The organism is Roseateles sp. GW821-FHT09H11, assembly GCF_059415845.1.
This window is the reverse complement of sequence record NZ_JBWKOA010000001.1, coordinates 51682-71817: the sequence shown is the minus strand read 5'-3', so window position 1 is coordinate 71817 and position 20136 is coordinate 51682. Positions and strand designations below refer to the sequence as shown.

The window sequence follows — 20136 nt, the reverse complement described above, 5'->3', positions numbered from 1 at the left end:
TCGGCGCAGGGGATCAGCGCGTCTCGGCGCTGTAGTGGAAGGCGGTGGCGTCACCCCAGGTGGTGCGCAGCTCGATGCACTGGCCGCCGAGGTCGAAGGCCTTGCGGTCGACGCGGATCCCGGGCGCGCCCTCGGGCAGGTCCAGCAGGGCCGCGGTCGCGGCGTCCAGATGGCCGAAGGTCAGTTCGTCGGCGGCCCGCGCGACCGTCACGCCGCACAGGCGGGCCAGCATCGGATAGAGCAGGTCCTCCCACTCGCGGAGCGGGAGCTCGCGCAACGCGGCGAAGCGGGCGAGCGGCAGCAGGAGGTCCTCGGCGAGCACCGGCTTCGCGTCGAGCAGCCGCACCCGCTTCACGCGCAGCGCGGCGTCGCCGGTCTCCTGTCCGAGCGCCTGGGCCTCGGCCACGCGCAGGCGCACGGTCTGGCAGCGCCGGACCTGCGCCGTGGGCGGACCGTCCGCCGGACCGCGGAACCGGAAGAAGCGCAGCAGCGACGGCCCGTTCAAGCCCTGCGTGACGAAGGTGCCCTTGCCGTGCACGCGCTGGATGATGCCCTCGGCCGCCAGCATGGCGACGGCCTGCCGGACCGTGCCGAGCGCCACGCCGAAGCGCTGCGCGAGCTCGGTCTCCGAAGGGATGGCCGCGCCCGCGGACCACTCGCCGCCGATGATGCGCTGGCGGAGGTCCTGCGCGAGCTGCGCATAGCGGCTGACGCCGGCGGTGGAGGCGAGCCCCCTGTCGGAGGCGCCCGATGGACCTGATGTGCTCGGTGTTCGCAAAGCTGCTTTCATGTAGTCCTCTATAGGACTAGAATTCGCTCATGATGCCGACGCCCCACCCCGCCGTCAACCCCATCGGCCCGAGCGAGGCCGCCGCCACGCCCGGCTCGGGCGCGGTCACCGGCCAGCCCCTCTCGGGCGTGGTCGACACGCACTTCCACGCGTTTGCGCTGACGACCGCGGGCGCGCCGGGATCGCGCTATGTGCCGGACTACGCGGCGCCGATCGAGGCCTGGGACGCGGCGGTCGCACCGAACGGCATCACGCACGGCGTGCTGGTGCAGCCGAGCTTCCTCGTCACGGACAACAGCCACCTGCTCCAGCTGCTGGCCGAGCGGCCCGCGCAGCTCCGCGGCGTGGCCGTCGTCTCGCCGGGTTTCGCGGTCCACGAGCTCCGCCGCATGGACGCGCTGGGCGTCTGCGGCGTCCGGCTCAACCTGGTCGGCACCGATCACCGGATCGGCGAGGACCTGCATCCGCTGTTCGATCAGCTGGAGGCGCTGTCCTGGCACCTGCAGATCCACACGGACCACGGGCGTCTCGCGGAAGTGCTGCGCCAGCTTCCCGAGTCCTTGACGGTCGTCGTCGACCACTTCGGCAAGCCGGCGTCGCCGACCGAGTTCAGCGGCCTGGTCGCCGGACAACACGACCGGCTCTACGTGAAGCTGAGCGCGCCCTACCGCCTCGCGGCCGGGTGCGAGGCCCAGGACCTGGCGGCCCGCTGGCTGGACCGCGTGGGTCCGATGCGGCTGGTGTGGGGCAGCGACTGGCCGTGCACGGCCCATGAGCAGGCGCAGGCGACGTCCGCATCGCCACGGTGGCTCGCCGACTGGCTGGCCTCGGACACGATGAGCGAGGTCGTGCTCACCGACAACGCGCTGAGCCTGTACGGGTTCTGAGCGCCGCTTCGCGGCGGCTTCTCCGGGGGCTGACTGGCCACGATCGCGCCTCGAGCAGAGCGCTCTGAAAGCAGCGTCGAGGACCGGTCAGCCTGGTGCGTGGCAGACCGCCTCGATGTTGTGCCCCTCCGGATCGATCACGAAGGCCGCGTAGTAGTTCGCGTGGTACTTCGGACGCAGTCCGGGCGGGCCGTTGTCCTTGCCGCCGGCCGCCAACGCGGCGCGATGGAACGCGTCGACCTGCTCGCGGGTCTGGGCCACGAAGGCGATGTGGAGCGGCGCCGTCCGTTCCTCGGTCTGGAACAGACACAGCGATGCGTTGTTGCTGCCGCAGATCTCGATGCCGTAGGTCGGAACGCCCTCCCCGCCGATCGTCACGCCGAGCGGCGCGAGCGCCTGCAGATAGAACGCCTTGCTCGCGGCATAGTCGCGGACGCCGAATTTGACGTGGTCGAACATGAGCTCTCCTGAAAAGGGGGTGTCCATCATCGCGCCATCTGTCGGCGGCCTATCGAAGACTCATCGGCGGCTCATCGGCGGCTCACCGGCGCCTTTTCCGCGGCGCTTTCGCCAAGCCCGTCGGCCGGCCTTCGATAGCGCCGAATGAGCCATCCGGGCCATTCCCTGGGCCATCGAGTCGCGGTTACCCTCACTGCGAGATGTCATCAATTCGCAATATTTCTTCTGTAGGACTTGCCGGCGCCGATCCCGGCGTGCTGTCCTGGTGGCGCGCCCTTCGCGCGATCGCCGTGCTCAACGTCTGCCTGTGGCTGGCGGTGCTGCAATTCGCGCCGATCGACGGCTTCCAGGCTCACTTGCACCTGGCCTTGTCCGGCGTCTACGTGCTGGTCTGCGCCTACCGCTCGCTGTTTCCGCGGGTGGACCTCGAGCGACTGGTCGTCGTGGACACCCACCTCTCCAGCATCTTCCTGGGCCGCACCGCGGCCACGATCGCGGAGATCTGCTTCGCGTTCCAACTGGGTCTGCTGGTCCACCAACTGGCCGGGCACGCCGGCATGCCGGCGGTCCAGAAGGCGGCGTGGGCGATCCCGCTGTTCATGGTGATCGCGCAAGGCTTCTGCTGGCACAGCGTGCTGACGCTGAACCACATCACGCAAGCGGTCGAGTCCTCGCTCTGGGCGGCGGGCTTCAGCTGGATGGCGATCCTGCTCGGCGTCATCGCGCTGAACAGCAGCGGCTGGGTCCACGCGGTGGCGCTCTTCGGCATCGTGGGCGCGATGGGCTTCGTCGCGTATGTGCTCAGCGTGGACGTGCCGATGTACTGCCGCCGCTACCGCGAGGGCCGCGCGCGCGGCCTCGTCTACATGCGCCTGGACGAAGGCGCGCGCGACGCCTGGCACCGCCGCGTCCCGAGCGGCAGCTGGGTCGCGTGGAAGGCCGATGCGCTGTGGCTCACGCCGTACTTCAGCTTCGGGGTGTGGGCGAGCATTGCGATGGTGTGCGTGCCGGGGGTTTGAGGTCCATCGGCACGAACAAGGTTCATCGCGAGGGGCTCTTGACCTCCCGCGCTTCTCTCGGACCTTCACCATCATTTCGGACATCTCACGCCGATCGAAGGCGCCCGGCGAGCCACGAATGAGTCTGCCCAGCACTTCCCGCGCGTCGTGCGTCGTGCGTCGTGCGTCGAATAGACTCCGCCGCATTGCACCGATCGCTACACGCACCAATGCCTTGGATTCACGGAGACTGGGTTGAAGACTACCCACGGGAGGCCGACTCCGAAGCCGGAGGCTGGGCCTTCGATCCGTACGTGCGGCAGTTGTTCAAGCGCGCAGGTTGGAAGCCGCAGCCACGAACCGCGCTCGTCGTCGCCGGCAATGCCATGGCCTATGCAACGGCCCTGCTGGAAGAATTCGGAGGCCTGAACGTGGGCGAGTCTGGCGAGGGCATTGAATGCGGAGCCGGCAACATCGACTTCCTGCGCGCACCTGAGCCCGTTCACCCCAACTGGGTTTCCTACTGGCCGCGGCTCAGTGCCGCGATAGTGATCGGTGAGGCTCATGACGCCTACGCCGACGTCATCGTGGACGTGCATGGCGATTTCCTGGTCTACACCGGAGTCGACGAGCGGCTGTACAACTTCGGCAGCGATTTCGCGCGGTTCGCGGAGATCGTGCTGCGCGGCCTAGCGTGGCCACGGGATATCGAGGGTGGGCGATGAGTCTGCTGGGTTTCATCCGCGAGCAGTCTGGCAAGCCCTTCGTTCAGAAGGTGCTCGGGATCGCATTGGTCGTGACTGGCGTCGGGGTCGGCATGATCTTTGGGGAGTTCGCAGCGACGCGCTTCCTTGGTGGCACGACGGTGGTTTTTGCGATCGTGTTCGCCTTCGCGCGTGGGATTCCAATCAGCTTGGGCGAATCGGTGGTCGGCGTGGTCAGGGGATGGAAGAAGGCCTTCGTCTGTGTTCCCCTGATCGCCGTGGGTCTCTACATCGCGGTGAATGCCGAAAAGGTGACGTGCTGGTCACCCAAGAGCAAGCATCTCTGCGCCGCCAAGAAATGAATGTGCCCACTCCTTCCCACCCCCGCACCGAATCCGACGTCCGCATCGACCTCGCCGCCGCCTATCGCCTGGCCGCGCTGGCGGGTTGGGACGACACGATCTACACGCACCTGTCCGCCGCCGTTCCCGGCGAGCCCGGCGTCTACCTGCTGAATGAATTCGGCCTCGGCTTCGACGAGGTCTGCGCCTCCAGCCTGGTGAAGGTCGACGTGCGCGGCCGCGTCGTCGACGGCACCGGCCGGCGCGTCAATCCGAGCGGCTTCGCGATCCATGGCGCCGTGCACGCCGCCCGCCCCGACGTCGAATGCGTGATCCACCTGCACGCACCGTGGGGCGTCGCGCTGGCCATGCTCCCGGGCGGACTGCAGCCGACCTCGCAATGGGCGATGCGTCTGCACGGCCGGCTCGGCCGCCACGCTTACGAAGGACTGGCGCTGGGCGCCGATGAACAAGCCCGCCTCGTCGCCAATCTCGGCGCGCTCGACGGTCTGATCCTCGAGAACCACGGCACGCTGACCGTCGGCCGCTCGGTGGCCGAGGCCTACCTGTTGATGCACATCCTCGAGCGCGCCGCGCAGGCGCAGCTGCGCGCGATGGCCGCAGCGGCCGCGACCGGCGGCCGCGTGCTGCAGGTCAGCGACGAACTTGCAAAGCTCACCCACCACCAATGGATCGGCGACGGCACCGAACGCGACGGCGACGCCGAATGGCCCGCGCTGCTGCGCCGCGTGGACCGGCTGTCGCCCGGCTTCCGGAACTGAATCCCCCACACTCCCAGGAGAACACCCATGCCCACCCTCCGCGTCGAACTCTTCGAAGGCCGGACCCCGCAGCAGAAGGCCGATCTGGCCAGGGAACTCACCGAGGCCTGCGTCCGCGTGCTTGGCGGTAGCGCTGACGGCGTCGACGTCCTGTTCTTCGACGTGAAGCGTCAGGACTGGGCGACCGGCGGCGTGCTGTGGTCCGAGAAAGGCAAGTAGGCCGGGCGCGTCGTCCCTTCATGCGCAGGAGCGCCGGGCGGACTCCGGGAGGCGTCACTCCGGCTCGATCCCCGCCGCCTTGATGATCAGCCCCCACTTGCGGGTCTCCGCCTCCTGGAACACGCGCAGCTCGTCCGGCGTGCTGGCCCAGGCGTCCACGCCGGCACCATCGAAGAAGGTCTTCGCCGGCACGCTGCGCAGCGCGGCGATCAGCAGTTCGCGCAGACGCTGCACCACCGGCGCCGGCGTCGCCGCCGGCACGTAGGCCGCGAACCAGTAGCTCATGTCGTAGCCCTTGACGCCGGCCTCCTCGATCGTCGGCACCTCCGGCAGCAGCGGCGAGCGCTTGGTCATCGAGAAGCCCAGCGCCCTCACCTTCCCGCCCTTGATCTGCGGCAGTCCGGTCGCCGTGTCGGTGATCATGAAGTCGACCTGCCCGCCGATCAGGTCGGTCAGCGCCGGGGGATTGCTCTTGTACGGCACGTGCAGCAGCTGCGTGTGCGAGAGCTGCTGGAACTGCTCGCCCGCGACGCGGCTCGACGCGCTCCCGCTGCCGAAACTCACCTTGCCCGGCTCGCGCTTCGCGTGCGCGATCACGTCCGCCACGGACTTGTACGGGCCGTCGGCCTTGACCACCATCACCTGGCCGCCCTTGCCCAGACCGGTCACCGGCGCGAAGTCCTTCACCGGGTCGTAGGGCAGCTTCCGGTACAGATGCGGATTGGCGGCCTGCGTCGTGTTGGTCGTGATCAGCACCGTGTAGCCGTCCGGCGCGGCGCGCGCGCCCTGCTGCGCCGCGAGCATGCCGCTGGCGCCGGCCTTGTTGTCGACGACGACCGCCAGCTTCGTCTGCTCCGTGACCGACTGCCCCAGCGCCCGCGCCAGTTGGTCCGTCGCGCTTGCCGGCGCAAAGGGGACCAGGAAGGTGATCGGCCGGCTCGGGTAGCCGCCCGCGCCTGATGCCTGATTCTGGGCCTGCGTCTGGGCCTGCGCGTGACCCGGCACGCCCACCGAGAATGCCGCGGCGCACGCAGCGATCATCAGGGTCTGTCTTCGGCTGATCGGCGTCGGAAAAGTCATGGCGTCATCTCCATCATGTCGTTGTGATTCAGGACCGGTCGCCGGAGCAGCGGCAGCAAAGACTCCGGCACCTCCAGGGGCATCGCCAGCACGACGAAGGCCAGCGCCTTGCCGTGACTGTCGAGATTCAGTGCATCGTTGACGCCGCCATCCAGGATGTCGTCCAGCACGAAGTTCATCGCGTGCAGGTGCGGCAGCAGGTACCGCGTCACGCGGCTCGGCCGGCGGGACGCGAACCTGAGGGCGACGGCCTCCTCGGTGAGTTGCTCCACCAGCAGCGGGTAGAGCGCCGGGTGCCAGGCGATCACGCTGATGTTGGAGCGGTTGCCCTTGTCGCCGGTGCGGCCGTGGGCGACGAGACGGAGTTCAACGGTGCGGGGGGTCGATGCGCAGGCGCCGCGGAACATCGCCGTCGTGCGTGTCGCCAAGCGCGGGCTCTCCACGGTGCATGGGGGATCCCTCCTGGACCCCCAGGCACCATTCCGGCCCCAGCCCCCCTCGCTGCCTTCCGACGAGAGCGTCACCGTCGGGTAGGCCAGTTGTCGCGGGAACAGGCAGGAACTCAGACCCAGGCGCTGACGCAGATTCGTCCTCACGCCGCCACCGCCCGCGGGACCGCAGGTGTACAGCGCCGTGACCTCGCGCGTCAGGCGCTCGGCGGTGGCGCGCTCCGCGTGATTCGCCGCGATGCGCAGCCGCACGTCGCGCGCGTCGCCGATGTCCAGGCCAGCCAATGCCTCGCCGCGGTCGTCGCCCAGCACGCTCGTCACGCCGATCAGATCGACCCGCAGCGGACCTTGCCGTTCCCACGCCTTGAGCCGGGCGCGGAGCACGGTCGCGGCGAGCTGTGCCCGCGCCTCCGCCCCCGGGCCGGCGTAGGAGATCTCGCCCTCCGCCAGCCAGCCGTTGGCGAAGAACACATTCGCCTTCAGCGCCTCGGGCCGCGCGTGACCCCGCACGCCCGACAGCCGCACCGCATCCAGACCGACACCCTGCACCTGCGCTTCGCCGATGTCCGCGACGACGTCCGGCGTCAGGTAGGCCGCGGGGTCGTGCAGCTCGTACAGCAGCTGCTCCTTGACGGTGTGCTCGTCGACGCAGCCGCCCGTGCCGTCGGCCTTGAACACCGTGCAACTGCCGTCGGCGTGGATCCGGGCGATGGGAAAGCCCACGTTCGGCAGATCCGGCACTTCCTTGAACCCGGGGTCCGCGTAGTAGCCGCCGCAGACCTGCGCGCCGCACTCCAGCAGATGACCGGCCATCGTCGCGCCGGCCAGCCGGTCCCAGTCGTAGGGCGCCCAGCCGAAGTACGCGAGCGCCGGACCGACCGTCAACGACGGGTCCGCCACGCGGCCCGTGACGACGACATCCGCGCCCAGGCGCAGCGCCTCCGCGATCCCTTCCGCGCCGAGGTAGACATTGGCGCAGGCGATGGTGTCCTCGGCGATCGCGTGGCCCTCGCGCGCCAAGGTCTGCGTCAGCAGCGCACGTTGCTCGGGCGATTCCAGCGCGTCGCCGCCAACGACGGCGACGACCGGCGCCCGCACGCCGAGTTCGGCCGCCAGCGCCTGCACGCGGCGCGCGGCGGCGGGCGGATTGGCCGCGCCGAAGTTGCCCACGATGGGGATGCGATGGGCGAGGCAGTCCGCGAGGATCGGCAGCAGCATCTCGTCGAGCAGCGGCTCGAAGCCGCCCTCGGGATCCCGCTGCCGCGCGAGCTGCGCCAGCGCGAGCGTGCGCTCGGCCAGCGTCTCGAAGATCAGCACCGCCGGGCCGCCGAGGCGGATCAGCGTGTTGACGACCGGGCGTGCCGCGTCGGTGCGATCGCCGGAGAAGCCGGCGGCGCAGCCGACAAGCAGAGAGGTGGACGGGGATGTTGAAGCGGGCGCAGCGACGGATTCCATGCCGTCGACTGTAGAGTTGACCCGCCTATAGGAGAATTTGATTGTTTGGATCAACTGATCGGAGAAGCGAATGAGTCCGTCATCGACCGTTTCGACCTATCGATCCGCGGTGGCCAACCTGTCGGCCAGGCAGCTCGCCGCCTTCGTCGCCTTGGCGGAGCTGCGCAGCTTCACGCGTGCCGCCGCGCAGTGTCACCTGTCGCAACCGGCCTTCAGCGCGTTGATCCGATCGCTGGAGGACAGCCTGGGCGCCCGCCTCTTCGACCGGACGACCCGCGCGGTCGAGCCCACCGTCGAAGGGGCGCTGTTCCTGGACCCGGCGCGGCGCCTGCTGCAGGACATGCGGCTCGCCACCGACGACGTGCGCGACCACGTGGCGCGCCGCCGCGGCCGCGTGGCGCTGGCCGCGTTGCCCGCGCTCGTGGCGGGCTGGCTGCCGCCGTACCTCGCGGCCTTCCGCAAGGAATACCCGGGCATCGAGCTCAATCTCGCGGACGTGCTGTCGGAAAGCTGCGTGGAGCGCGTGCGCACGGGCCGCGCCGACCTGGCGCTGGCCGCCGTGCGCGCCACCGCGCCGGAGCTGTCGGTCGAGCCCTTCCTGTCCGACGATTTCTACCTGGTCTGCCGGCGGGACCATCCGATGGCGCGCCGCCGCCGGCCCCGGCTGGAGGAGTGCGCGAACCATGCGGTGATCGGTCTGGCGCGCCACAGCAGCGTGCGACAGGCGCTGGACGCCGCGCGACCCAGCAGCGTCCGTCAGGCCCTGGACGCCGCGATGCCCTTCCAGCCCCTGCGGCCGGTGCTGGAGTTCGAGCAGCTCAGCTCGGTGGCCGGCATGGTGCTCGCGGGCCACGGCGTGACGCTGGTGCCGGCGTTGACGCTGTTCCACTTCAACCACCCGGACCTGATCGCGCGCCCGATCGCCGACGAGGGCCTGCAGCGCCACATCTACCTGATCTGCCGGCGCGACCGCGCGCTGTCGGCCTCGGCGCAGGCGATGGCGGAGTCGCTGTGGCGCTGGGCCACCGAAGGACCGAAGCGGCCCGGCGTGGCGGTGCGATGCTCGCCCATCAAGGGATCGTGAACGTCTTCACGCGGACCCGCCGAGTAGGGCAACGCCTGACACTCGCAGAGGCATCCACGGTGCAGACATCGTGGCGGAGCGGTGCCAATATGCGCGAAGGACACCGCCATGAAAATTCTGCTCGCCGATCCTTCCGCCGCCTTCCGCAAGACGCTCTACGAGCGCCTGCGGGAAGTGCCCACCGCGACCGTGGTGGGCCAGGCCTCCGATGAGGACCAGGCGGTCTTCCTGGCGGCGTTGTGCGCGCCCGACCTGGTGCTGACGGAACTGGACCTCGGACGAGGCTGCGGTTTCGCGATGATGGAGCGGCTCCGCGCCGCGGGGTACGAGGGCATCGCCTACATGGTCACCTCGGCCGACGAGGCGGAATACGGCCCCCGATGCGTGGACGCCGGCATCACCGGCTTCTACGACAAGACCTACGACATGGAGCGACTGCTCCAGGCGGTGAGCGTGCTGGCGCAGGCGCCCGTGACCTTCGGCCAATCGCGGATCAGGGCCAGCGCCGTCTGAGGCCACCGCGCAAGCCCTCCCAACAGGGGGCGGCGGCCACGAACCCACATCTTTGAGTCACTACTGTATGAAAATACAGTATCATCGAGCCATCCAACTCCCGGAGTACCGGCATGCTGCTCGACCTCAACAACGCGGCTTCGATCGTGGAATGGTGGTGCATCTTCCCTGAACGTCACGGCCCCTTGCTGGCCGACTGGGAGCGCCGCCGGCCCGAGCATGCGGCGGAGATCGGCCGCGCCAGACGCCTGATCAAGGCGGATCCCGCGCGTCGCGCCCTGCTCGCCCGGTCGCAGGCCGAGGAACGCCAGGCAAGACCTGCCCCCGAGTACCGCCCGTCGTTTGACGAGATGGCCGCCGGGGAACTGCGCGACGAGGACAGCGTCAGCGTCGCCGCCAACTGAGTCGGGGGGCGCGGTCCTTTCGCGCGGCCATCGTTCCGCGCTTCAGCCCTTCGCCACCACCATCCGCAGCCCCGGGTCCTCGGGCTGCGCGGACAGCGTCCACCCATGCGCCTCCGCGATCTCCTGGCAGATCGCCAGGCCCAGCCCGGCGCCGTGGTCGCGACGATGCGCACCGCGCCAGAATCACACGTGTTCACTTAGTGCCCGTCGTGCCGTGGTGCCCCGTTTAGGTCCGTATGCAGCTGTGCGAACTGCTGATCGGCTCCCCACGCCTGCGCTGCAGTAAGCGCCACCATCCGCTTTTGAAGACTCGTTAGTTCAACGTCGGGCTTGTACGCGAGATCGTGCCCTGCTTCGCTCCAAGCATGCTGGAAGAGAGTCTTCACTTGAAGCTCGAAAAAAACTGGCAATCGCGCGCGGTCAGCTTCATCCTCGAAGAGTTCCTCAGGCAAGGCGAGGATGAAATGCTTGCCGAAGTAGCCGAACTCGCTTTCTCGCTCAGGAATCAACACTCGCTGTTCGATCGGTTTGTAGTAGCGCAGGATGGCGCTGCTTACCACCTCTACGTCCTGCTTGTAGAACACGATGATCCGGCCACCAACCAGATCCTGAATCTGCTCAAAGGGATGGTCGTACTTCGCGCCGCCATCCGTGTTTGCCTTCATCGCTTTCTCAAAGAAACGACGAGGACTCTTGGCGCGCGCAGTAATCCGATCGATGCGCTCAATGTCCTGCAGGCTCGCCTGAAGGTGCAAGGTCAGCGCCTCCGCGAGCGGCGTCAATAGCCGGATGTGCCGATCTATGTACTCGTTGAGCACTTCGTCAGTTGTCATTTCGTCTTCCTTAGCCGCTGATCGACCACTGCTCCCGTCGTCGAATACGTTTCCTGCTGGCGGCGCTGCGTTCGCTCGAAGACTGCGTCGAACCGATCTGCTGGGGCGGTCAGAATGGCTCCGTTATCCAGCTCGACCTGTTTGTAGGCGAGGTGCCTCGCGAACTCTGCCGCATCGAACCGAAAGCGATCGTTGAGAAGTCGAGCAGGGCGAACGCATGCGACCACCGCTGCTTTGGTCTGGTCTGAGAAACTGAAACTTTCGCAGAAGCCTGTGATCGTCATCGCGCGGTGCGGGATGTTTCCAGCTAGTTGCGCGGCTGCAGCGATCTCCTGCTTTATCGAAACACTGACTGTCGAGCTAATTGCCTCACGCAGTGCGGCGGCTAAGCGCTTCGTTCCCGCGGCGGCTGTGGTCTTGAACTCAGCCAAGAGGAAATCCACGATCCAGTAGTCAGCGACGGCCTTGCTCCCATGGTTGATCTGTCGATCGACGATGCTTCCAGTCCAAAGTTGGTCAACGCGTCCATTGGCGATGAAGGTCGCGGCCTTGTAAGAGAAGGCACTCTTCAGGAACACCTGCTCAACGAATTGCACGGTGAGCGCCACATCGGAGCGCTCGGCGACCACGCCTTCGTCGGCGGGGAAGCGAGAGATGAGCACGCGGATCTCGCCATCGGCTGCCCCTGGGTCAGTGCCCAAACTGATGAACATCAATCCCATCCCGGATGTTCCCGCCGTCGATTGCTGAAGACGTAACGCTAGCGGGGCGGCCGTTTCGATCGACGGGCCGGACAGTAGATAAAGCAACTCCTCCCTGACGGGGTTCACCTGATCGTCGGCCCTGAACATGATGGGAACGACGCAGTCTTTAGGCGCCCGAAGAAAGAGCCCCTCCAACATCCGGACAAGCTTGTTGCCACCATCCACCGGAATCTGCACGCCCGGCGCCAGTGGATCGTCAGGGTTGTTTCGCTTCGGGTACGTCAAGAAGCTATAGATTGCCTGTACCGGCATTTGAGTTCCTCCCTTTTGTGGAAGGAATGCTACGGCGGCTGAGCGTTTCGAAACAACGGGATTACCGCAATCTGTTGTTCGGAAGACTTCGCGCTCAGGAAGGGATCCACAAACGATATGACGCAAGCAGTTGTCGAGAAAGTCGACCAGGCCTATTGTTCGTACTTGCAGTTCGGGAGGACGTATGCGTCTTTTCTGGCGCCGAGTTGGGATCGTTCTGCTCCTCCTCGGCACGAGCATTGCAATCGCGTACCTCATCACTCAACCGTGGTGGGAAGCCCTACCGAAACAGGCCACTTGCTCTGATGCAGCGCACGTACGCCACGATCGCGACTCGCCTGGTTTCGCCGCCTGCTTGCCACAGGCAGTGAATCGATTCTTCGAGAGGAGCTATGCAGAATCTAAAGACCTCGCAAAAGCATTCCTCACACTCCTCACTGCAGTGCTTGTGGCGTCGATCACCTTCTCAGAAAAAATCGTAGATGTTGGGAACGCAAAGCGTTTTCCTGTCAATCTCATGATCACGTGCTGGGTGCTGCTCATCGCGGCGATGCTTTTTACCGGTGCTGGTCTTGGAACGATGGCTCTGGCGGCCGGGGCAACTACGTTCACCTCCGACGTCAACTTTCCTATCTACACAGCGCACGCTGCCCGGCTTTTCATCCTTGCATGTTTTGCCTTCGGAATCGCCATGGTTTCGTTGATGGCTGCAGGAGCGATGTCGCTTTCGGACAAGCGACGGAAAGCGCAGGCGGCAGCCATCCATGAGCTTGATGGCACGTTGAAGTAGCTTGTGTTTGAGAAAGCTCAGCGCAATCCGTCTGAAGCTAACTAAAGTCCGGTGGCTCTTGTCACAAGCATCCGCAGCCCCGGCTCCTCGGGCTGCGCGGACAGCGTCCACCCATGCGCCTCCGCGATCTCCTGGCAGATCGCCAGGCCCAGGCCGGCGCCGTGGTCGCGACGATGCGCACCGCGCCAGAAGCGCGCGAACATCCTCGACAGCTGGAGCGGGGTCACGCCCGGCCCGCGATCGCGGACCGACAACCGGTCGGCCTCGATCTCCACGCTCACCAGACTGCCGGCCGGCGCATGCTGGATGGCGTTCTCCAGCAGGTTCTTGAGCAGCGTGAACAGCGCAGCCCGATCCGCGTCCCACATCACCGGCGCTTGCGACTTGTCCAACTTGTCCGGCTCATGCAGCCTGCCCGGCTCGCCTGAATCTTCCGGCGGGTCCGCGGCGCCGACCACGACATCGAGCACCACGCCGCGCGCGGTCGACATCCGGGTGAGGTAGTCCACGGCCTCGCGCGCCGCGCCGCCCACGTCGGTGGGCGCGAAGACGTAGTTCTGCGTCTCGCTCGCCTCGGCCAGCAACAGCAGTTGCTGCACCTGCCGCGTCATGTGTTCGACGTCCTGCAGCAGCATGTCCGGCCCCTGGCCCGCGGCCATGAGCTCCACCTGCGCGCGGATCAGCGCCAGCGGGGTCTTGAGCTCATGCGCCGCCGTGCCGAGGAACTCCTGCTGCACGCGATAACCGCGCTCCAGGCGCTCGAGCGCGCGGTTGAAGCTCTCAACCAGCGGGACGATCTCCGTCGGCACGCGGTCGACCTGCAGGCGCCCGTGCACCGAGCGCGGCGAGATCGCCGCCGCCGAGGCCGAGACCTCATGCAGCGGCTGGAGCACGCGCCGCAGCATCACGTAGGCGCAGACGCCGAAGACCAGCAGCAGCGTCGAGCCGAACAGCAGCATCCCGATGCCCATGAAGGGCAGCGCGAAATCCAGGTGGAAGAGTTCGAAGAGCCGCGCGCTGCCGGCCAGTTGCAGGTACCAGGAGCGGCCATGGCGCACGACGACCTCGGTGGCGCCGCGCATCGGCTGGCCGGCGTACTCGAAGGCGAAGCTGCCCTGCTTGAGCTGCCGCGCGCCGGGACCGCTCGCGATCCAGAAGGCCTCCGGCGTCGACGACGCCAGCACCACGCGACCCGACGCATCCAGCAGCCGGTACGCCAGGTCGTCCTTCAGCACGCCGAACATCCAGTCGCGCTGCCGCTCCTGCTGATTGAAGCCGACCGGGACGCCGGACGCGTCGAACTCCAGCTTCTCGGCGAGTTCCTCGGCGAACTCGGCGATGTTCTCGTCGAAGTAGAGCGGGCCGCGCAGGCTCGTCAGCCCTTTGAAGACGAGTGCGAGCGTCGCGACGGTGAGCACGACCCCGGCGACGTACGCCACCATCACCTTGAAGGCGAGGCTCTTCATCCATCCGGGTTTCACGTCGAGCAGTCTCCGGCCGCCGCGCGGCGTCCCTCGGGCATCAGAAGCGGTACTGGTAACCCACGAAGAGGCGATTCTCCGTCGAACGGTCGACCAGCGGGCTGTCCTTGATGCCGCTGCCCAGCGCCGTGACGCTGAGGTCGAGGAACATCGCGTGGTGCGGGTTGAACAGGTACATCGTGCGCAGGCCCACCTCGGCATTGGTCGTCGACTTGCCCTGGTAGAACGCGCGGCCGGCGCGGACCTCGGCGGCGCGAACGCCGTAGTAGTAGTCGACGTATTTCTTGTCGACCCAGTTCGCGCCCAGGCGCGGCGTCAGCATCACCTGCTGGCCGACGCGCCAGGATTTCTCCAGCGTCAGCGCGAATTTCTGGCCCTTGCTGTGGCCGGAGGCGTCGGCCGTCCATTCACCGCCGAGCTCGAACAGGTCGGTCTTCCATTCCGCCTTCGCGCCGGCCCACAGGCCGCCCTTGCGCTCGGCCATGCCGTTGAGGATGGGGGCGTCGTCCTGCTCGTAGCCGCTCAGGTCCAGCCTGGCCACCAGGCCGAAGTCGACGCGCTGCGACGGGTTGATGGTCCAGCTCGGCAGCTTGACCGTGAGACCCGGTCCGGCGACCTTCACCCATCGGTTCTCGTAGCTGATCATCGGCAGCGCCCGGGTCTTGCGGTCATAACCCGTGTAGGCCTTCTGCGAGATCACCGCGCCGACGCCCAGGCCCCAGGACGAATCGCCGTCCTTGTCGCCAGGACCGCCGGGACCGCCCGCTCCCGCGGCCAGCGCGGACAGCGGTGCCGACACGCAGAGAACCGCGGCGGAAGAGAAGACGGCGCGGATGAGCGCCCGGGGCGCATGCGAGAGGAATCGTGTCTGCGGTGCCATGAGAAGTTCCCGAGAGGGGCGGTGATTGGAGCCCGCATCCTCGACGCCGGTGTCTTACTGACTCCTTACCGTACACCGCTTGTTTCCCTCTGAACTCCTTCTGAGCTCCCTCTGAGCTCCCTCTGAAGCAGGTCGGCAAGGACTGACCCCTCCTCCATCGGCGGTAAGGAGCCGGAAAGACGGGCGACGGGACAGTCGCTTCCTCTCTTCAGCCTGGTGGATGGCTTCATCGTGCGCATCAAGCACTTCGGGCACACCAAGCGCACCGATCCCACCGACCCTACCCAGGGCGCCACCGGCGCCCAACGCGTCACACCTGTTCCATGAGCATGAGCTTCAGCACCCTCGGCCTGATGGCCGTGGCGGCGTACGTCGCCGCCTGCATCGCCTACGTCTACCGGTGGCGCGGCCGTCGCCGCTACGAGAGCTTCACGCAGTACCTGCGCAAGAGCTGGCCCCTCTTCGCGCCGCTCAACTGCCTGATGTACATGACGACGCGGGCCTCGGCGCGCCAGCCGGTGCTGCAGGCCGACTACCTCGACGGCATCCGGCTGTTGCGCGCCAACTGGCGCGTGATCCGCGACGAGGCGCTGGCGCTCGAGGCGGCGGGCGCGTTCGAGGCCGCGAAGGCGGCGGGTTCGGCAGGCTACTACGACGTCGGTTTCCGCACCTTCTACAAGCGCGGCTGGAGCAAGTTCTACCTGAAGTGGTACGGCACGACGCACCGCTCCGCGCAGCGGCTGTGCCCGCGCACGGTGGCCCTGCTGGCGCAGGTCCCGCAGATCCGCGGGGCGATGTTCTCGATCCTGCCGGCGGGCGCGGAGCTGTCGCTGCACGCGGATCCGATGGCCTGCTCGTTCCGGTATCACCTGGGGTTGCAGACGCCGAACGATCCGGCGTGTCGCATCCAGGTGGATGACGTGGACTGCGTGTGGAAGGACGGACAGGACTTCATCTTCGACGAGACCTATCCCCACAGCGCGCACAACGCGACGGACCGGCCGCGGCTGATACTGATGTGCGATGTGGACCGCCCGATGAATGCGTTGGGGCGGGTGATCCACGCGGGCTACCGCGTGATCGCGCGCGGCACGCTGGTGGCCAACACGGCGGAGGACGAGCGCGGCGTGTTCAGCGCGCTCTTCGCGAAGCTCGCGCCGCTGCGCGAGCGTTCGCTGCGATTGAAGACGGAGCGGCAGCGCGTCTACAGGACCTTGAAGTTCCTGCTGAACTCAACGCTGCTGAGCGGGCTGATGGCGATGATCTTCGCGGTGCTGCATGTGTTGGAGGCGATCACGGCTTGATCGCGGGATCGCCTCCGACGCATGCGAAGGACTCAGGTAAGCAGTCCGCCGTCGACCGTGATGATGGGGCCGGTGACATGTCTTGCCCCCGGGCTCGCGAGGAAGGTGACCGCCGCGGCGATGTCCGCCGGCGCGGCGAAGCGGCCCAGCGGCGTGAGGCCGCGCTGGAAGTCCGCGCTTTCGCCGTTGGCGGGATTCATGTCGGTGTCGGTCGAGCCCGGCTGCACGAGGTTGGCCGTGATGTCCTTCGGACCCAGCTCCTGCGCCAGCCCGCGGGTGAAGGACTGCAGCGCCGACTTGGTCATGTAGTAGACCGTGCCCGGCGAGCCGACGATGCGGTCCGCTCCGGCCGAGCCGATGGTGATCACGCGGCCGCCCGCGCCGAGGTGCGGGATCGCCGCCTGGGTGGTCAGGACAGGGCCACGGACATTGACCGCGAGCAGCGCATCGATGTCCTCCACGCTGAAGTCGGCGATCGCGCTGTAGCGCGCGATCCCGGCGTTGTTGACGAGGATGTCCAGTCCGCCCAAGGTGCTGACCGCCTCGTCGACCGAGCGCCTGATGGCGGCGGGATCCGCGCTGTCGGCCTGGATGGCCATGGCGCGACGGCCCAGCCGCTCGATAGCTGCCACGACCTCCTGGGCGCGCTCCGGCGAGTTCTGATAGGTCAGCGCGACATCCGCGCCGTCTTCAGCGAGCGCAACGGCAATGGCCGCTCCGATGCCCCGCGATCCCCCAGTGACGAGGGCGCGTTTTCCAGTAAGGGTGCTCATGATCCGTCCTTTATGCAGTGATCGATGCATTAATCGTAGAATGTCGACAACGATGGGGTCAAGCCATTTATGAAGCGATCGCTGCAAAAAGAACTTCCGGAGTCGGCGGAGCCCGTGGGCACCCCGTCGCGCAGCCGTGGGCGACCACGGGCCTTCGATCGGGAGGACGCCTTGATGAGGGCCATGAAGCTCTTCTGGGTCAAGGGCTATGAAGCGACGTCGATCGCCGACCTGACGGCGGTGCTGGGCATCGGCTCGACCAGTCTCTATGCCGCCTTCGGCTCGAAGGACGACCTGTATGCGGAGACGCTCCGGCTGTACACCGCCACCTTCGAGCACCTCGTCCTGGGCCGCTTCCGCGAGGCGGCCACGGCGCGCGACGCGGCGTTCGCCTATCTATGGGACTCGGCCGCCGCGATGACGGGATCGGACATCGATCTCCCCCACGGCTGCCTGGCCACGCTGAGCGTGGTCGGCAGCGACGGCCATGATGAGCTCGCCGATCTGATGAAGAGCACCCGGGGCGGCGCGTTCGAGGTGCTGTCGGCGCGCCTGGCGCAGGCAGTCGCCGACGGCGAGTTGCCTCCCTCCCTCGACATCGCCCACCTCGCGAGGTACTTGCAGACCGTACAGAGCGGCATGGCCATCCGCGCGCGCGACGGCGCCGAACGGACGGAACTCCAGGCCGTGGCGGAGATCGCCATGGCGGGATGGGATGGCATCGTCGGCGGGTCGCCCAAGAAGTCGAAAGACAGGGCACCGGAGAAGCGACGGTGATCCCTGCTGCGCTGCTCCATCGCCGGGGAGACTGTTCTCAAGCGGTCAGAGGTTCGTCATCAACAAGCATCCGTCCCCGCACCTGCGTGAACTCATCCTCGAGCAGCCAGATCCGTGCCTCTTCGTAGTCGGTGGACCGGAACGGATTCTGCGACCGCGCGACCGTATCAGGGTTTCGGCATCTCACGCTCTGTCGCGTCCGGCTTCGAGACTTCGCTCTCGACGCGCGGCGCGCCCGATCGATCCACCTCCCGCTGTGTGCGACGCTGCAGGTAGGCATCGCGTACGAAGAGGTACTTGTCGAGCGCCACATCGTCGACCATCTTCGTCACGTCGAGCAGATTGGCGCGCTTGTCGACCATGCTGACGATGGTGAGCGCGTTGCGCGCGCCGGCGTCTTCCAACTGCCCGGTCAGGCTGCCGACGCTGTTGATGGGAATGGACGCGGTGCCGCGCAGGTCGAACGGTCCGAACAGGGGCAGCACCAGGTAGGCGCCGCCGCCGACGCCCCACACGCCGAGCGTGTCGCTGAAGCCGTCGCCGTGGCGAGGCATGCCCCAGCCGGTGGCGACGTCCATGAAGCCCAGCAGGCCGGCCGTCGTGTTCGTGCCGAAGCGGGCGAAGTCGGACATGCCGTCCTTGAAGCGCCCCTGCAGCAGCAGGTTGGCGCCGGACCACGGATCGCCCAGGTTGGAGAAGAAGTTGGTCACGCCACCGCGCACTGGCGTGGGCACGACCGTCTTGTAGACGGTGGCCACCGGCTTGAGCACGACCTTGTCGATGCCCTCGTTGAGGGCGAAGGTCTTGCGGTTCACGGACTCGATGGGATCGGAATTCTGCGGCGTGGCGCAGCCCGACAGCAGCACGCCGGAAACGATGAGGAGAGCCGGCAGGCGGCGCGACACGCCGATGGGGACGGGGAAAGACGACATGGAAATGCTCCCGCTCCGGAAATGGAGCCGGGAGCATGGTCGGCGCGGTGGTCTTTCTGGAGACTTACCCGAAGAAGGACAAGACCGCCCAGCCCAGGCGGGGAATGACGATGTAGCCCTTCTCGTGCCCCAGCGCGTAGAAGGCGCCGGGGGTGCCAAGCGCGTCGTGGACCTGGGCGCGCATGTCGTCCGGCAGGTCACCGCAGCCCTCGCTCATGCCTGTCAGCCAACTGTCCGCCCCGGATCCACCAGGGGGATAAGGCGTCTCCTTCCATGTGTCGCCGAGGTAAGTCCCCCCCTGCGACTCGATCCGTTTCAAGGCCGCGTCGTCCAGCTTGAAAATCGCCACGCCACAGCCTTCTCGGATGGCGCCCAGGTCACGGATCAGCACAGGCTCGCCCACCTCCAGGGACTTGGGCATTAGGCTTCGGAACCACGACGCCTCGACGAAGTTCCAGCCGCGATGGAGCAGCAGAAGAAGGAGCGCCCAACCGGCGACGGAAAGCAGAATCCGCGTCATTGAATTCACAGGAGCCACGGAAGACGCGGAGTCTGCGTGGCGTCGGTGAGGTCAACGTGAAGCAGCGCGGAGCGAATTGAGGGCCACGCGGCTCACAACATCCCCGGCCGGAACAGCGACCGGCGGCTGATCACCTCACCCGCGACGACGAAGGTGCCGTCGCCCGCGTAATGCAGCGTCTCGGGATGCTTCGGCCTTGGCGCCACATGCGACTTCACGACTTCGAAGACGAACAGGTCGTAGCGCTTGATCATCCGCGTGTCGTGCAGGCGGCATTCAAAGCTCGCGTGGCACTCGCCAATCAGCGGCGCCTGGACCTGGGCAGCGGGCTGCTTCGTCAAGCCGAAGGCCTCGAACTTGTCGACCTCAGTGCCGCTGCAGTTGCCGATGCGCACCACGGTATCGGTCAGCGCGGTGGTCGGCAGGTTGATCACGCATTCGCGGCTTCGCCGGATCATGTCGTGGCTGTGATTCGCCGATGAGATCACGCAGCCGATCAGCGAAGGCGAGAACTCCATGACCAGGTGCCAGCCCATCGTCATCACGTTGTCCCGGCCGCGCCAGTGCGAGCTGACCAGCACGATCGGACCGGGCTCCAGATAACGACGGATGTGCTCGACGGGGAAGTCGCGCTTCTTGATGGGGCGAGGACTGCGTGCGGTCAT

24 protein-coding genes and 1 pseudogene are annotated in these 20136 nt (G+C 67.1%); 12 read left to right on the top strand and 13 right to left on the bottom strand.

Going from position 1 to position 20136, the window contains the following annotated elements:
• Positions 1-13: 13 nt before the first annotated feature.
• On the bottom strand, positions 14-790 hold the full coding sequence (locus AC07PR_RS00360; protein ID WP_495133986.1) for a GntR family transcriptional regulator: 777 nt from the start codon (positions 788-790) through the stop codon (positions 14-16).
• A gap of 29 nt (positions 791-819) precedes the next feature.
• Here AC07PR_RS00360 and AC07PR_RS00355 point away from each other — a divergent pair, with 29 nt between their 5' ends.
• Positions 820-1677 carry an amidohydrolase family protein gene (locus tag AC07PR_RS00355; RefSeq protein WP_495133985.1) on the top strand — a complete coding sequence of 286 codons (858 nt, stop codon included), beginning with the start codon at positions 820-822 and terminating at the stop codon, positions 1675-1677.
• 87 nt (positions 1678-1764) lie between these two features.
• Here AC07PR_RS00355 and AC07PR_RS00350 read toward each other — a convergent pair whose 3' ends face one another.
• Positions 1765-2136, bottom strand: coding sequence for a VOC family protein (locus AC07PR_RS00350; RefSeq protein ID WP_495133984.1), 372 nt, complete (start codon positions 2134-2136; stop codon positions 1765-1767).
• Between the two features lie 200 nt (positions 2137-2336).
• On the opposite strand from AC07PR_RS00350, the gene AC07PR_RS00345 reads away from it, so the two are divergent.
• The 5 genes from AC07PR_RS00345 to AC07PR_RS00325 all read left to right on the top strand — a co-directional run bounded on the left by AC07PR_RS00345 (position 2337) and on the right by AC07PR_RS00325 (position 5180).
• Positions 2337-3155 (top strand): hypothetical protein, encoded by an 819-nt coding sequence (locus AC07PR_RS00345; protein ID WP_495133983.1) that lies wholly within the window; start codon positions 2337-2339, stop codon positions 3153-3155.
• A 209-nt stretch (positions 3156-3364) separates the two neighbouring features.
• Positions 3365-3859: a hypothetical protein gene (locus AC07PR_RS00340; RefSeq protein ID WP_495133982.1), complete on the top strand. Its 495-nt coding sequence runs from the start codon at positions 3365-3367 to the stop codon at positions 3857-3859.
• On the top strand, positions 3856-4200 hold the full coding sequence (locus tag AC07PR_RS00335; protein ID WP_495133981.1) for a hypothetical protein: 345 nt from the start codon (positions 3856-3858) through the stop codon (positions 4198-4200). The genes AC07PR_RS00340 and AC07PR_RS00335 overlap by 4 nt, the downstream gene beginning before the upstream one ends.
• A gap of 2 nt (positions 4201-4202) precedes the next feature.
• Positions 4203-4961 carry a class II aldolase/adducin family protein gene (locus tag AC07PR_RS00330; protein WP_495133980.1) on the top strand — a complete coding sequence of 253 codons (759 nt, stop codon included), beginning with the start codon at positions 4203-4205 and terminating at the stop codon, positions 4959-4961.
• 27 nt (positions 4962-4988) lie between these two features.
• The gene (locus AC07PR_RS00325) at positions 4989-5180 is read left to right on the top strand and encodes a 4-oxalocrotonate tautomerase (protein WP_377154671.1); all 192 of its coding nucleotides are present in this window, start codon (positions 4989-4991) and stop codon (positions 5178-5180) included.
• Between the two features lie 54 nt (positions 5181-5234).
• On the opposite strand, the gene AC07PR_RS00320 is transcribed toward AC07PR_RS00325, so the two are convergent.
• The 3 genes and pseudogenes from AC07PR_RS00320 to AC07PR_RS00310 all read right to left on the bottom strand — a co-directional run.
• On the bottom strand, positions 5235-6260 hold the full coding sequence (locus tag AC07PR_RS00320; protein WP_495133979.1) for a Bug family tripartite tricarboxylate transporter substrate binding protein: 1026 nt from the start codon (positions 6258-6260) through the stop codon (positions 5235-5237).
• A complete protein-coding gene (locus tag AC07PR_RS00315; RefSeq protein WP_377161879.1) occupies positions 6257-6667 on the bottom strand; it encodes an AtuA-related protein in 411 nt (136 codons plus the stop codon). Before AC07PR_RS00315 ends, AC07PR_RS00320 begins: the two co-directional genes overlap by 4 nt.
• Positions 6668-6784: 117 nt before the next feature.
• Positions 6785-8164: pseudogene (locus AC07PR_RS00310) on the bottom strand (acyclic terpene utilization AtuA family protein); the annotation flags it as partial.
• 70 nt (positions 8165-8234) lie between these two features.
• On the opposite strand from AC07PR_RS00310, the gene AC07PR_RS00305 reads away from it, so the two are divergent.
• The 3 genes from AC07PR_RS00305 (at position 8235) to AC07PR_RS00295 (ending at position 10165) form a co-directional block, all read left to right on the top strand.
• Positions 8235-9248: a LysR family transcriptional regulator gene (locus AC07PR_RS00305; RefSeq protein WP_377154669.1), complete on the top strand. Its 1014-nt coding sequence runs from the start codon at positions 8235-8237 to the stop codon at positions 9246-9248.
• A 108-nt stretch (positions 9249-9356) separates the two neighbouring features.
• On the top strand, positions 9357-9761 hold the full coding sequence (locus tag AC07PR_RS00300; RefSeq protein WP_377154667.1) for a response regulator: 405 nt from the start codon (positions 9357-9359) through the stop codon (positions 9759-9761).
• Positions 9762-9874: 113 nt separating this feature from the next.
• Positions 9875-10165, top strand: coding sequence for a hypothetical protein (locus AC07PR_RS00295; protein ID WP_483106675.1), 291 nt, complete (start codon positions 9875-9877; stop codon positions 10163-10165).
• A 197-nt stretch (positions 10166-10362) separates the two neighbouring features.
• On the opposite strand, the gene AC07PR_RS00290 is transcribed toward AC07PR_RS00295, so the two are convergent.
• Together AC07PR_RS00290 and AC07PR_RS00285 are read right to left on the bottom strand one after the other, a co-directional pair.
• Positions 10363-10998: a GTP pyrophosphokinase gene (locus tag AC07PR_RS00290; RefSeq protein ID WP_495133978.1), complete on the bottom strand. Its 636-nt coding sequence runs from the start codon at positions 10996-10998 to the stop codon at positions 10363-10365.
• Positions 10995-12014, bottom strand: coding sequence for a hypothetical protein (locus AC07PR_RS00285; protein WP_495133977.1), 1020 nt, complete (start codon positions 12012-12014; stop codon positions 10995-10997). Before AC07PR_RS00285 ends, AC07PR_RS00290 begins: the two co-directional genes overlap by 4 nt.
• Positions 12015-12198: 184 nt before the next feature.
• Here AC07PR_RS00285 and AC07PR_RS00280 point away from each other — a divergent pair, with 184 nt between their 5' ends.
• Complete coding sequence (locus AC07PR_RS00280; RefSeq protein ID WP_495133976.1) at positions 12199-12804, top strand: hypothetical protein; 606 nt, start codon at positions 12199-12201, stop codon at positions 12802-12804.
• A gap of 41 nt (positions 12805-12845) precedes the next feature.
• Here the strand turns inward: AC07PR_RS00280 and AC07PR_RS00275 are convergent, their stop codons facing one another.
• Together AC07PR_RS00275 and AC07PR_RS00270 are read right to left on the bottom strand one after the other, a co-directional pair.
• Complete coding sequence (locus AC07PR_RS00275; RefSeq protein WP_495133975.1) at positions 12846-14270, bottom strand: HAMP domain-containing sensor histidine kinase; 1425 nt, start codon at positions 14268-14270, stop codon at positions 12846-12848.
• A 55-nt stretch (positions 14271-14325) separates the two neighbouring features.
• Entirely contained in the window at positions 14326-15165 is an 840-nt protein-coding gene (locus tag AC07PR_RS00270; protein WP_495133974.1) for a MipA/OmpV family protein, read from the bottom strand.
• A gap of 329 nt (positions 15166-15494) precedes the next feature.
• Between AC07PR_RS00270 and AC07PR_RS00265 the strand changes: the two genes are divergently transcribed.
• Entirely contained in the window at positions 15495-16469 is a 975-nt protein-coding gene (locus tag AC07PR_RS00265) for an aspartyl/asparaginyl beta-hydroxylase domain-containing protein (protein WP_495133973.1), read from the top strand.
• Positions 16470-16501: 32 nt separating this feature from the next.
• On the opposite strand, the gene AC07PR_RS00260 is transcribed toward AC07PR_RS00265, so the two are convergent.
• The gene (locus tag AC07PR_RS00260; RefSeq protein WP_495133972.1) at positions 16502-17242 is read right to left on the bottom strand and encodes an SDR family NAD(P)-dependent oxidoreductase; all 741 of its coding nucleotides are present in this window, start codon (positions 17240-17242) and stop codon (positions 16502-16504) included.
• A 69-nt stretch (positions 17243-17311) separates the two neighbouring features.
• Between AC07PR_RS00260 and AC07PR_RS00255 the strand changes: the two genes are divergently transcribed.
• Positions 17312-18019, top strand: a complete 708-nt coding sequence (locus tag AC07PR_RS00255; RefSeq protein ID WP_483106680.1) for a TetR/AcrR family transcriptional regulator — start codon at positions 17312-17314, stop codon at positions 18017-18019.
• A gap of 167 nt (positions 18020-18186) precedes the next feature.
• Here the strand turns inward: AC07PR_RS00255 and AC07PR_RS00250 are convergent, their stop codons facing one another.
• From AC07PR_RS00250 to AC07PR_RS00240, 3 genes are all read right to left on the bottom strand, one after another.
• Entirely contained in the window at positions 18187-18951 is a 765-nt protein-coding gene (locus tag AC07PR_RS00250; protein ID WP_495133971.1) for an MlaA family lipoprotein, read from the bottom strand.
• 64 nt (positions 18952-19015) lie between these two features.
• Positions 19016-19471, bottom strand: a complete 456-nt coding sequence (locus AC07PR_RS00245) for a hypothetical protein (protein ID WP_495133970.1) — start codon at positions 19469-19471, stop codon at positions 19016-19018.
• A gap of 92 nt (positions 19472-19563) precedes the next feature.
• Positions 19564-20136, bottom strand: a complete 573-nt coding sequence (locus AC07PR_RS00240) for a flavin reductase family protein (protein ID WP_495133969.1) — start codon at positions 20134-20136, stop codon at positions 19564-19566.

What these genes read in the sequence shown, in the direction of transcription:
- AC07PR_RS00345 (WP_495133983.1), top strand. Translation starts at nt 2,337, where the DNA reads ATGTCATCAATTCGCAATATTTCTTCTGTAGGACTTGCCGGCGCCGAT.
- AC07PR_RS00340 (WP_495133982.1), top strand. Translation starts at nt 3,365, where the DNA reads ATGCCTTGGATTCACGGAGACTGGGTTGAAGACTACCCACGGGAGGCC.
- AC07PR_RS00320 (WP_495133979.1), bottom strand. Translation starts at nt 6,260, where the DNA reads ATGACTTTTCCGACGCCGATCAGCCGAAGACAGACCCTGATGATCGCT.
- AC07PR_RS00300 (WP_377154667.1), top strand. Translation starts at nt 9,357, where the DNA reads ATGAAAATTCTGCTCGCCGATCCTTCCGCCGCCTTCCGCAAGACGCTC.
- AC07PR_RS00285 (WP_495133977.1), bottom strand. Translation starts at nt 12,014, where the DNA reads ATGCCGGTACAGGCAATCTATAGCTTCTTGACGTACCCGAAGCGAAAC.
- AC07PR_RS00295 (WP_483106675.1), top strand. Translation starts at nt 9,875, where the DNA reads ATGCTGCTCGACCTCAACAACGCGGCTTCGATCGTGGAATGGTGGTGC.
- AC07PR_RS00240 (WP_495133969.1), bottom strand. Translation starts at nt 20,136, where the DNA reads ATGACCGCACGCAGTCCTCGCCCCATCAAGAAGCGCGACTTCCCCGTC.
- AC07PR_RS00325 (WP_377154671.1), top strand. Translation starts at nt 4,989, where the DNA reads ATGCCCACCCTCCGCGTCGAACTCTTCGAAGGCCGGACCCCGCAGCAG.
- AC07PR_RS00250 (WP_495133971.1), bottom strand. Translation starts at nt 18,951, where the DNA reads ATGTCGTCTTTCCCCGTCCCCATCGGCGTGTCGCGCCGCCTGCCGGCT.
- AC07PR_RS00350 (WP_495133984.1), bottom strand. Translation starts at nt 2,136, where the DNA reads ATGTTCGACCACGTCAAATTCGGCGTCCGCGACTATGCCGCGAGCAAG.
- AC07PR_RS00280 (WP_495133976.1), top strand. Translation starts at nt 12,199, where the DNA reads ATGCGTCTTTTCTGGCGCCGAGTTGGGATCGTTCTGCTCCTCCTCGGC.
- AC07PR_RS00245 (WP_495133970.1), bottom strand. Translation starts at nt 19,471, where the DNA reads ATGACGCGGATTCTGCTTTCCGTCGCCGGTTGGGCGCTCCTTCTTCTG.
- AC07PR_RS00315 (WP_377161879.1), bottom strand. Translation starts at nt 6,667, where the DNA reads ATGTTCCGCGGCGCCTGCGCATCGACCCCCCGCACCGTTGAACTCCGT.
- AC07PR_RS00335 (WP_495133981.1), top strand. Translation starts at nt 3,856, where the DNA reads ATGAGTCTGCTGGGTTTCATCCGCGAGCAGTCTGGCAAGCCCTTCGTT.
- AC07PR_RS00360 (WP_495133986.1), bottom strand. Translation starts at nt 790, where the DNA reads ATGAAAGCAGCTTTGCGAACACCGAGCACATCAGGTCCATCGGGCGCC.
- AC07PR_RS00290 (WP_495133978.1), bottom strand. Translation starts at nt 10,998, where the DNA reads ATGACAACTGACGAAGTGCTCAACGAGTACATAGATCGGCACATCCGG.
- AC07PR_RS00260 (WP_495133972.1), bottom strand. Translation starts at nt 17,242, where the DNA reads ATGAGCACCCTTACTGGAAAACGCGCCCTCGTCACTGGGGGATCGCGG.
- AC07PR_RS00355 (WP_495133985.1), top strand. Translation starts at nt 820, where the DNA reads ATGATGCCGACGCCCCACCCCGCCGTCAACCCCATCGGCCCGAGCGAG.
- AC07PR_RS00270 (WP_495133974.1), bottom strand. Translation starts at nt 15,165, where the DNA reads ATGGCACCGCAGACACGATTCCTCTCGCATGCGCCCCGGGCGCTCATC.
- AC07PR_RS00275 (WP_495133975.1), bottom strand. Translation starts at nt 14,270, where the DNA reads ATGAAGAGCCTCGCCTTCAAGGTGATGGTGGCGTACGTCGCCGGGGTC.
- AC07PR_RS00255 (WP_483106680.1), top strand. Translation starts at nt 17,312, where the DNA reads ATGAAGCGATCGCTGCAAAAAGAACTTCCGGAGTCGGCGGAGCCCGTG.
- AC07PR_RS00265 (WP_495133973.1), top strand. Translation starts at nt 15,495, where the DNA reads ATGAGCTTCAGCACCCTCGGCCTGATGGCCGTGGCGGCGTACGTCGCC.
- AC07PR_RS00305 (WP_377154669.1), top strand. Translation starts at nt 8,235, where the DNA reads ATGAGTCCGTCATCGACCGTTTCGACCTATCGATCCGCGGTGGCCAAC.